Annotated in this window: 4 protein-coding genes; all 4 read right to left on the bottom strand. The window is 73.0% G+C overall.

The window, feature by feature from the left end; all coding sequences use genetic code 11:
- Positions 1-33 precede the first annotated feature (33 nt).
- The 4 genes from G3I40_RS42145 to G3I40_RS42130 all read right to left on the bottom strand — a co-directional run bounded on the left by G3I40_RS42145 (position 34) and on the right by G3I40_RS42130 (position 10,099).
- Positions 34-1,113: a 3-dehydroquinate synthase family protein gene (locus G3I40_RS42145; protein WP_164560077.1), complete on the bottom strand. Its 1,080-nt coding sequence runs from the start codon at positions 1,111-1,113 to the stop codon at positions 34-36.
- Between the two features lie 5 nt (positions 1,114-1,118).
- Complete coding sequence (locus tag G3I40_RS42140; RefSeq protein ID WP_203645805.1) at positions 1,119-2,441, bottom strand: NAD(P)/FAD-dependent oxidoreductase; 1,323 nt, start codon at positions 2,439-2,441, stop codon at positions 1,119-1,121.
- Between the two features lie 90 nt (positions 2,442-2,531).
- Positions 2,532-3,311, bottom strand: coding sequence for an arylamine N-acetyltransferase (locus tag G3I40_RS42135; protein WP_164560075.1), 780 nt, complete (start codon positions 3,309-3,311; stop codon positions 2,532-2,534).
- A gap of 56 nt (positions 3,312-3,367) precedes the next feature.
- Positions 3,368-10,099, bottom strand: a complete 6,732-nt coding sequence (locus tag G3I40_RS42130; RefSeq protein ID WP_203645803.1) for a type I polyketide synthase — start codon at positions 10,097-10,099, stop codon at positions 3,368-3,370.
- Positions 10,100-10,193: the final 94 nt, after the last annotated feature.

Here is a 10,193-nt window from a genome sequence, read left to right as displayed (position 1 = left end):
GGGCGCCGCCGGTCAGCGTCGCCGGTGACCGCGTCATGACGGCGCCGCCCCGACCGGGACGGCGGCGGTGTCGACGAGGTCGGCCAGCGGCGCCCGCGGCATCCCGCCGAGGACGCGCGCGACCACCTCCTGCGGTACGTCATCGACGAGTTCGGCTCCGTGCGGCCCGTCGAGGGCGAACGCGAGGGAGCCGGGCGCCCGCTTGCCGAACGCCTTCTTGTCGTGCCGCATCAGCTCGATCAACGCCTGCGGTGCGGTCTCGGCGGGGACCGCGGTGGGCAGCCCGTAGGACCGGACGACATCCAGGTGCTCCGCCACCCGCGCCGCGTCGATGCGCCCGAGGGCGCCGGCGAGCCGGCCGGCGAAGACCGTGCCGATGGCGACCGCCTCGCCGTGGCGCAGCGCGTAGTCGGTCGCCTTCTCCAGCGCGTGGCCCAGCGTGTGGCCGTAGTTGAGGACGTGCCGCAGGCCCGTGTCCCGCTCGTCGGCCTCCACGACGCGGGCCTTCAGCCGCACGCCGGCGGCGATCTGGTCCACGAGCGGCAGTCCGCGCAGGTCGGGGGCGCCGATGAAGTGGCACCGGGCGATCTCGCCGTAGCCGTTGAGCAGCTCGCGCGGGGGCAGCGTGGACAGGTAGTCGGTGTCGCACAGGACCGCGCTGGGCTGCCAGTACGCGCCGACGAGGTTCTTGCCCTGCGGCAGGTTCACCGCCGTCTTGCCGCCCACGCTGGCGTCCACCTGGGCGAGCAGCGAGGTGGGCAGGTGCACGACGGGCACGCCCCGGTGGTAGAGGGCGGCGGCAAGACCGACCACGTCGGTGGTCGTGCCGCCGCCACAGGACACGACGACGTCGGACCGGGTGAGTCCGAAGCGTACGAACGCGCCGCACAACGCCTCCACTGTGGCGAAGGTCTTGTCCTGCTCGCCGTCCCGGGCCGGCAGCAGGAGGGTCTCCACACCGGTGTCGGGCACCCATTCCTGCGGGCGGGCCGACACGACGACGGCCCGCTCTGCGCCCAGCCGCCGGACGATCCCGGCGAGCGACGTGCGCACCCCGGGGCCGATGAGCACGTCGTACGCATGGCCTGCGAGGCGCAACGGAATGGATGCCATGAGGTCTACCGGCCCGCCGTCACCCGAAGGACGCGGGCCTCGGACCGTTCCTTGCGGTCCTGCTCGTCCAGGTGCGGGTAGGAGGGGCAGCCGTAGACCCGCTGGAACGGCTCGAAGGTGTCCCACTCCTTGCGGCGGCGCATCTCGGCCGCCACCGAGTTGTGCTCGCTCCAGAAGTCGCCGCCGATGAGGCGCACGAGGTACTTCTCCAGGGTGTCCCGGTCGGTGGAGCGTGCGGCGTCGGCGGCCATGGCGACCAGCTCGCCGTCGTAGTAGGCGTGGATGAGGCGGATGTACGTGTCGTAGCCGGTCTTGAAGTAGTTGGCGTACCGGTCGAGCAGGCGCTCCTCGGCCGACGGGTCGGCCAGGGCCTCGCCGAGCGTCTCGGCCGCGCGCACGGCGGTGGCCGTGGCCACCAGGACGCCGCCGGAGAACATCGGGTCGCCGAAGCAGCCGGCGTCGCCGACCATGAGCCAGCCCGGTCCGGTGACCGTGTCCGAGTGGTAGCAGTAGTCGGTCTCGATCTTGAGGTCCATGGCGGGCTCGGTGCCCTTGAGCCGCTCGGTGATCCGCGGGATGCGGGCCACGTGCTCCTCGAAGACCTGCTGCGGCGTCGAGGCGCGCAGCACGTCGCGCGGCATGACCGTGCCGACGCTGATGGTGTCCTTGGTGAGCGGGATCGCCCAGACCCAGCCGTCGTCGTGGGCGCCGACCTGGATGTCGCCCTCGACCCCGGGGTTGTGGCTCTCGTCGAGGCCGCTGTAGTGGCGGAAGACCGCGACCATGCGGAGCTTCTCGAGGGTCTTGCGCAGGCCGAAGCGGTGGGCGATCCGGCCGGTGCGGCCGCTGGCGTCGACCACGTAACTGGCGTGCGCCTCGTGGCTCTCGCCGTCGTGCTCGTAGCGGACGCCGACCATCCGGTCGCCGTCCATCAGCAGTTCGCCCACGTTCGCGCCGAGGACGAGCTTCGCGCCGGCGGCCTGGGCCTGCTCGGCCAGCATCCGGTCGAAGCGGGCGCGCTGCACCTGGAACGCGTTGTCGTGGCGGCCCTCGCCCTGCTTGGTGAAGTCGGCGCGGAAGACGCCCTCGAAGAACTTCTGCTCCGTCGGGTCGATGAACTCGCCGCCGAACTTGGGCACGTAGCCCTGGGAGGACACCACCTCGCGCAGGCCGATCCGCTCGAACAGGCCCATCATGTACGGCAGCAGGGACTCACCGATGTGGAACCGGGGGTTCGGCTCCTTCTCCAGGAGCAGCACCGAGTGACCCTGCTTGGCGAGCACGTAGGCGGTGACCGCGCCGGCCGGCCCTGCGCCGATCACGATCACATCGGCTGTTTCCTTCGCCATCATCATCCCTTTCGAGGGGCTTGCTGGTAGGGGGAGTTCGGAGTGCTCGGAACGCTCGGAATGTGCGTGTCAGCCGAAGGAGCCGGACAGCAGGTGGGAGAGCAGCCGCTCGTGCTCGGCGTCGTCCGTGATGGTGCGGACCTCGTCGCGGCCGTCGCGCACCGTCAGGTGCCGGCGGCCCTTCAGGACGACCTGACCGTTGTCGAGGGTCCGGCCGCACAGGACCTTCGTGCCGTCCTGCGGCCCGGTGTCCGCCGCGATCTCCCGGGTGAGGAAGTCCTCCATGTCCTTCCAGTCGCTCCACTGCCGGGGAGTCGTCGTGAAGCTGTAGACCACGCTCCACCGGGTGATCCTCCCGCGCCGCTGTAGAGCGATCCTGGACCCGCGCTCGACCAGCCGGAACTGGCTTCCGTACTGGCCCTGCACCGCGTCGCAGACCCGCAGCGGCTCGATGTAGGAAGGGCCGGGGTAGCCGACGTCGACGAGCCACTGCTCGCCGTCCAGGGTGACGTGGTGGAACATGTGCTCCACGTCGAGGCCACAGGCCTCCCAGCCCTCGGCGGTGCTGGCCGCCAGCAGCGTGACGTCGTAGCCGAGTTCCGTGAGGAGCCGGGCGAACAGCCGGTTCAGCTGGAAGCAGGTGCCGCCGCGCCCCTGGACGACGCACGTCTCGAACGTGGCGTCCTCGTCGAGGTCGACGAGGCTCGGCCCGTCGCCGAAGTCCTGCGTGGCTCCGTTGTACGGAATCGTCATCAGGTGGTTCTTGTGGAGCTTGCGCAGCGTCGCGATGTCCACGCCGGTCTCCCCGGCGCAGCCGATCCGCCGGAGATACCTGTCGACGTCGAACACGTTCCTTCACCTTCTTCCCAAGGGAGTTCGGGGTACGGACAGGGGGTGTGCGCGGGTCACACCGAGACCGCCACGGGCCGTGCCGCCTCCTCGCCGCACAGCAGCTCGTGGAGGTGGGCGGCGAGCATGCCCGCTGTCGGGTGGTCGAAGACGAGGTTGGGCGAGAGCTTGCGCGCGGTGAGGTCGCGGAGCCTGTTGCGCAGTTCGATCGAGGTCAGCGAGTCGAAGCCGACCTCGAACAGCCCCTGGTCCGGGTCGATCCGGTACGAGGCTCCGTGGCCCAGCACCGCGGCCACCTGCGCCCGCACCAGGTCCAGCAGCAACTGGGCCTGCTCGGCGCGGGACAACCCGGCGAGCCGCTGCGTCACTGCCCGGCCCTGCTCGGCGGCGCTCGCCGCCTGGGCCTGCTGGCGGCCCGCGCGGACCAGGCCGCGCAGCATGTGCGGCACTCCCCCGTCGGCCCCGGCCTGCTGCCGCAGCGACCGCAGGTCGAGCTTGGCGGGCACGAGCTGGGCCCGGCCCGACGCGACGGCCGCGTCGAACAGGTCCATGCCCTCGGCGGGGGTGAGGGCCTGGAGGCCGCCGCGCCGGTTCATCCGCTCCTTGACGATGGCGTCGGTGCCTGCCGCCATGCCGCCGCCGGACTGGTCCCACAGCCCCCAGGCCAGGGAGAGACCGGGCAGCCCGGCCCCGCGACGCTCGGCCATCAAGCCGTCGAGGAAGGCGTTGGCGGCCGCGTAACTACCGCTGCCCGCACCCATGAAGACGCCCGAGACGGACGAATAGACGACGAACGCATCGAGATCCAGGCCCCGGGTCAGCTCGTCGAGATGACGGACCGCGTCGACCTTCGGCGCGAACACCCTCGCCAGGCGTTCCGGGGTGAGCATCCCGATGACGCCGTCGTCGGTCACGCCCGCGGTGTGCACCACACCGCGCAGGCCGGGCACCGAGGCCAGCAGGGCCGCCACCTGGTCGCGGTCGGAGACGTCGCAGGCCACGACGGAGACCGCCGCGCCCCGTCCGGTCAGCTCGGCGACCAGTTCCGGCACGCCGTCGGCCGTCGCGCCACGGCGGCTGGCCAGCACCAGATCACGCACTCCGTGCCGGACGACGAGGTGCCGGGCCAGCAGGGCGCCGAGCGAGCCGGCACCCGAGACCAGGAAGGTCCCCTCGGGTCCGAACACCGGGGCACTGGACGGGAGTTGGCTGCTCACGCGGGCCAGCCGCGGCGCGGTGAGGGTGGTGCCGCGCACCGCGACCTGCGGCTCGCCGCCGGCCAGGGCCGCGCCCAGGACGTCCGCGAGTTCCTCGGTGCCGGTGTCGGTCTCCGTGTCGGTGTCGATCAGGACGATGCGGTCGGGGTTCTCGGCCTGGGCCGCGCGGACCAGGCCCCACACCGCCGTACCGGCCGGGTCGGTGACCGTGCCGTCGCCTGCCGGGACGGCGCCCCGGGTGACCACGGCGAGCCGGGTGTCCTCCAGACCGGGCCCGTCCAGCCAGCACTGCACGACTTCGAGCGCCCGGGTCGCCAAGGCGAGCGCGGCGCCCTCGCCTTCGCCGCCGACAGCCCGCAGCACGGCCACGGCCGGGGCCTCGGCGATGCCCGACTCGACGTCGTCCGCGAGGGTCGCCACGTCCTCCGCGGTGGCCACGAGGACCCACGAAGGCATGTGCTCCGGCCTGTAGTTCAGGGGCAGTTCGGTCCAGTCCACGTGGAACAGCGAGTCGTTGCGCGGGGCGCCCGCCGCCGTGTCCAACTGCTCGGCGGAGACCGCCCGGGACGTCAGCGAGTCCATCGACACGACCAGGGCGCCGGTCTCGTCCGCGGCGGCCAACGACAGCGCGTCGCGCTCGGGCTGCGCGAGGCGCACCCGCAGCACCGAGGCGCCCGCGGCGTGCAGCACGAGGCCGTTCCACGCGAAGGGAAGCCTCAACTCCTGAGCGGTGTCGGTGGTTTGGTCCTCCCCTAGGCCCGTCCCTGCGATCTGGAGCAGCGGCGAGTGCAGAGCGGCGTCGAGCAGCGCCGGATGGATGCCGAATCCGGCGGCCTGCTTGCGGTGCTCCTGCGGCAGGGCGACCTCGGCGAACATCTCGTCGCCGCGTCGCCACAGTGCGCGTACGCCCTGGAACGCGGGGCCGTAGCCGTAGCCGACCTCGGTGAGCAGGTCGTAGCCCCCCGCGGTCTCCACCGGCTCCGCGCCGGGCGGCGGCCAGGCGGTGAAGTCGAACTCCGGTGCTCCGCTGCCGAGCGGGGGCGTGGCGGTCAGCATGCCGCTGGCGTGCCGGGTCCAGGCGTCCGCGCCGCTGTCGGCGTCCTCGCGCCGCGAGTACACCTCCACGGTGCGCGAGCCGTTCCCGTTCGGGCCGCCCACGGCGACCTGGACGCGTACGCCGCCCTGGTCGGGCACCACGAGGGGCGCCTCGATCACTAGCTCTTCCAGCACGCTGCACCCGGCCTCGTCACCGGCCCGCACGGCCAACTCGACCAGCCCCGTGCCGGGGACGAGCACCACGCCGCCGACGCGGTGGTCGGCCAGCCAGGGGTGGGACTTGAGGGACAGGCGTGAGGTGGCCACGAGCCCGTCGGACTGCGGCAGTTCCACCACCGCGCCGAGGAGCGGGTGACCGGTGCCGGCGAGCCCGAGGGACGTCGCGTCGGTGGCCGTCTCCGTCGACCGGAGCCAGTAGTGCTGGTGGTCGAAGGCGTACGTGGGCAGGTCGACGTCCGCGGCCGTGACGTCGGCGGGCAGGGCGCCCGTCCAGTCCACGGGGACGCCGCGCACGAACAGCTCGGCCATCGACGCCAGAAGCCTGCGCAGGCCACCCTCGTCGCGGCGCAGCGAACCGGCAACGACCACGTCCGCGCCGCTCTCGTAGGCGGTTTCCGTGATCGGCTGCACGAGGACGGGGTGCGCACTGACCTCGATGAACGCGCCGTGGCCCTGGCGGACCAGCTCGGCGACAGCCGGGCCGAAGCCGACCTGGCCACGCAGATTCCCGTACCAGTAAGCGCCGTTGAGGACATCTGCGTCCTCGACCCAGCCACCCGTCACCGTGGAGAAGAACGGGATGGCGGGGGCCTGCGCCTCGATGCCGGACAAGGTCTCGGCGAGAGTGCTCTCGATGTCCTCTACGTGCCGGGTGTGGGAGGCGTAGTCCACGGCGACGCGGCGCACTCGGACACCGTCCGCCTCGAAGGCGGTCAGTGCCTCGTCCAGGGCCTCCGCGTCGCCCGCGATGACGACCGAGTTCGGGCCGTTGACGGCCGCGACCTCGACCCGGTCCGCCCAACGCCCCAGACGCGCAATCGCGTCACTCTCGCTCAGCGCCACCGACGCCATACCTCCACGACCGGCCAACCGCTCACCGATCGCCTGACTGCGCAACGCCACCACCCGGGCCGCGTCCTCCAGAGACAGAGCCCCCGCGACGCACGCCGCGGCGATCTCGCCCTGCGAGTGACCCACCACCGCATCAGGACGCACACCCACCGACGACCACACCGCCGCCAGACCCACCATCACGGCAAAACTCGCCGGCTGCAGCACATCCACCCGCTCCAGCAACTCCGGCGAAGCCTCTCCACGCAGTACGTCGACCAGTGACCAGTCGATGTACGGGTCCAGGGCGCTCGCGCACTCAGCGATCCGCTCCGCGAACACCGGCGAGGAGTCGAGCAACTCCCGCCCCATGCCCGCCCATTGGGACCCCTGACCCGGGAACACCCACACGACCTTGCCCGGACCGCCCGAGCCGCCGAGTTTTCCGGTGACGAGGCCGGACGGGCTCTCGCCGCGCGCCAGCGCCCGCAGTCCGGCGGCCGCCTCCTCCGTCGAGTCGGCGACGACCACCGCACGCTCGCCCAGCAGTGCCCGCTGCCCGACCAACGCTCCGGCGACGCCCACGAGCGAGGTCTCGTCGGCGCTCTCGACCAGGGCCGCGAGCCGCTCCGCCTGCCCGGCCAGGGAGGCCGCGCTGCGTGCCGACACCACCAGGGGTACGACGCCGGTCCCGTGCGTCACGGTCGTGGCCGGCTCCTCGGGGGCCTCCTCCAGGATCAGGTGCGCGTTCGTGCCGCTGATGCCGAACGACGAGACCCCGGCCCGGCGCGGACGCCCCTCGCGCGGCCAGTCCCGCGCCTCGGTCAGCAGTTCCACGGCGCCGACGGACCAGTCGACCTGCGACGAGGGCGCATCCACATGAAGGGTGGGCGGCAGCACGCCGTGCCGCAGCGCCTGCACCATCTTGATGACGCCGGCCGCGCCCGCGGCCGCCTGGGTGTGTCCGATGTTCGACTTCAACGAGCCGAGGTACAGAGGCCGTTGGGGGTCCCTGTCGCGCCCGTACGTGGCGAGCAGTGCCTGTGCCTCGATCGGGTCGCCCAGCGCGGTGCCCGTGCCGTGGCCCTCCACGGCGTCCACGTCCGTCGTCGAGAGCCCGGCTCCGGCCAACGCCTTGCGGATGACACGTTGTTGGGAGGGACCGTTCGGGGCGGTGAGACCGTTGGAGGCACCGTCCTGGTTGACGGCGCTGCCGCGCAGGACCGCCAGGACCTTGTGGCCGCGCTCGCGGGCCACCGACAGGCGCTCCAGGACGACCAGGCCCACTCCCTCGGACCAGCCAGTGCCGTCGGCGCCGTCCGCGTACGCCTTGCAGCGGCCGTCACCGGCCAGGCCGCGCTGGCGCGAGAACTCCACGAAACTGACGGGGGTCGCCATGACGGTCACGCCGCCGGCGAGCGCCATGGAGCACTCGCCCTGGCGCAGCGACTGCGCCGCCAGGTGCATGGCGACCAGCGACGACGAGCACGCCGTGTCGACGGTGACGGCCGGGCCCTCGAAGCCGAAGACGTACGAGATGCGGCCCGAGGCCACGCTCGACGCGGTGCCCGTGCTCGCGAAGCCCTCCAGCTCGGGTGCGACGACCCCGGCGCCGTAGCCCTGGCTGGACACGCCGGAGAACACCCCGACGTCCCCGCCCTTCAGGGAGTCGGGGTCGACCCCCGCGCTCTCCAGCGCTTCCCAGGTGGTCTCCAGGAGGAGCCGCTGCTGGGGGTCCATCGCCAGTGCCTCGCGTGGCGAGATCCCGAAGAAGGCCGGGTCGAAGGAGCCCGCGCCCTGGACGAAGCCGCCCTGGCTGGCGTACGACGTGCCGACGCTGTCCGGGTCGGCGTCGAACAGGCCGTCGAGGTCCCAGCCCCGGTCGTCGGGGAAGTCCGACATGCCCTCGCGCCCGTCGTGCACCAGGCGCCACAGCGACTCGGGGTCCGTCACGCCGCCGGGCAGGCGGCAGGACATGCCCACGATCGCGATCGGCTCGTCCGGGTCCGCGGCTGCGGCCGTCGTCACGGCGGAGGCTCCGGCCGCCGCCGTGTCCCCGAACTCCTCGCGCAGGTACCCGGCGAGGGCCTGCGGGGTCGGGTAGTCGAAGATCAGTGTCGCCGGGAGTTTGAGGCCCGTCGTCTCGCGCAGCCGGTTGCGCAGCTCCACCGAGGTCAGAGAGTCGAACCCGGCCTCGTTGAACGCCGTGTCCGCCCGTACGCTCCCGGCCCCGCTGTGGCCGAGCACGAGTGCCGCCTGCGTACGCACCAGGTCGAGCAGCAGGGCCTCCCGTTCGGCCTCCGCGAGAGGGGCGAGACGGCGGGGCAGGTCGCCGTCCTTCCCTGCCGCTGCCCGCGCCTGGCCGCGGCCCGCCGGGACGAGGGTGCGCAGCAGGTGCGGGACCGGGGAGCCGGAGGCCGCGCCCGCACGCGCGCCGCGCAGGTCCATCTTGATCGGTACGAGCAGTGCCCGGCCGGAGGCGAGGGAGGCGTCGAGCAGTTCCATGCCCTCGGTCGCCGAGATCGCGAGGACTCCGCCGCGGTCGGCGCGCGCCTGGTCGGCGTCGCCGAGGTGGGCGGTCATGCCGGTGTCCTGCTCCCACAGGCCCCACGCCAGGGAGACCCCGGGCAGCCCGGCCGCGCGGCGCTGGGCCATCAGGCCGTCGAGGAAGGCGTTGGCGGCCGCGTAGTTGCCCTGGCCCGCCGAGCCGAACACGCCCGAGGCGGAGGAGAACACGGCGAACGCGTCGAGGTCCAGGTCTCGGGTGAGCGCGTCGAGGTGGTGTACCGCGTCGACCTTCGGCGCGAACACCTTCGCCAGGCGCTCCGGGGTGAGCGCCCCGATCACGCCGTCGTCCAGCACGCCCGCCGTGTGGATGACGCCGCGGAGCGGGTGTGTGCCGGGTATCGAGGCCAGCAGGGCGGCCGCCTGGTCGCGGTCGGAGACGTCGCAGGACGCGACCGACACGGCCGCGCCGAGGCCGGTCAGCTCCGCGACCAGGTCCTGCGCACCGGCTGCGGCCGGGCCGCGGCGGCTGGCGAGGACCAGGTGGCGTACGCCGTGACGGGTGACGAGGTGCCGGGCCACGAGGGCGCCGAGGGAGCCCGTGCCGCCGGTGACCACCACCGTGGCGTCGGGCGTGAACTGCACGCCGTCGAGCAGGGGGTGCGCTGCTGCGCGGGCGAGGCGGGGCGCCGTGAGCGTCCTGCCGCGCACGGCGATCTGGGGCTCTGCGAGGGCGAGCGCCGGACCGAGCACGGGCTGCGCGCCGTCGGCGGCGGCCGGGTCGGTGTCGATGAGGAGGATGCGGCCGGGATTCTCGGTCTGGGCGGCGCGTACGAGTCCCCATACCGCCGCACCGGCCGGATCGGTCACCGCGCCGTCACCAGCGGGCACCGCACCCCGCGTCGCCACCACGAGCCGCACATCGTCCAGCCCATCAGCAGCCAGCCACGCCTGCACCACCCCCAACACCCGCGCGGACAACGCCAATACAGCGCCCTCGCCATCCCCGCCGACCGCCTCCAAAACCGCTACCTGTACGCCCCCGGCCAGACCC

Origin of the sequence: Streptomyces sp. SID14478, assembly GCF_010548525.1 — a bacterium.
Taxonomy (GTDB): Bacteria; Actinomycetota; Actinomycetes; order Streptomycetales; family Streptomycetaceae; genus Streptomyces.
This window is presented reverse-complemented; position numbering and strand designations above follow the sequence as displayed.

Bases quoted from the DNA above. Each gene is read 5' to 3' on its own strand.
- G3I40_RS42145 (WP_164560077.1), bottom strand. From the start codon at position 1,113: ATGGCATCCATTCCGTTGCGCCTCGCAGGCCATGCGTACGACGTGCTC.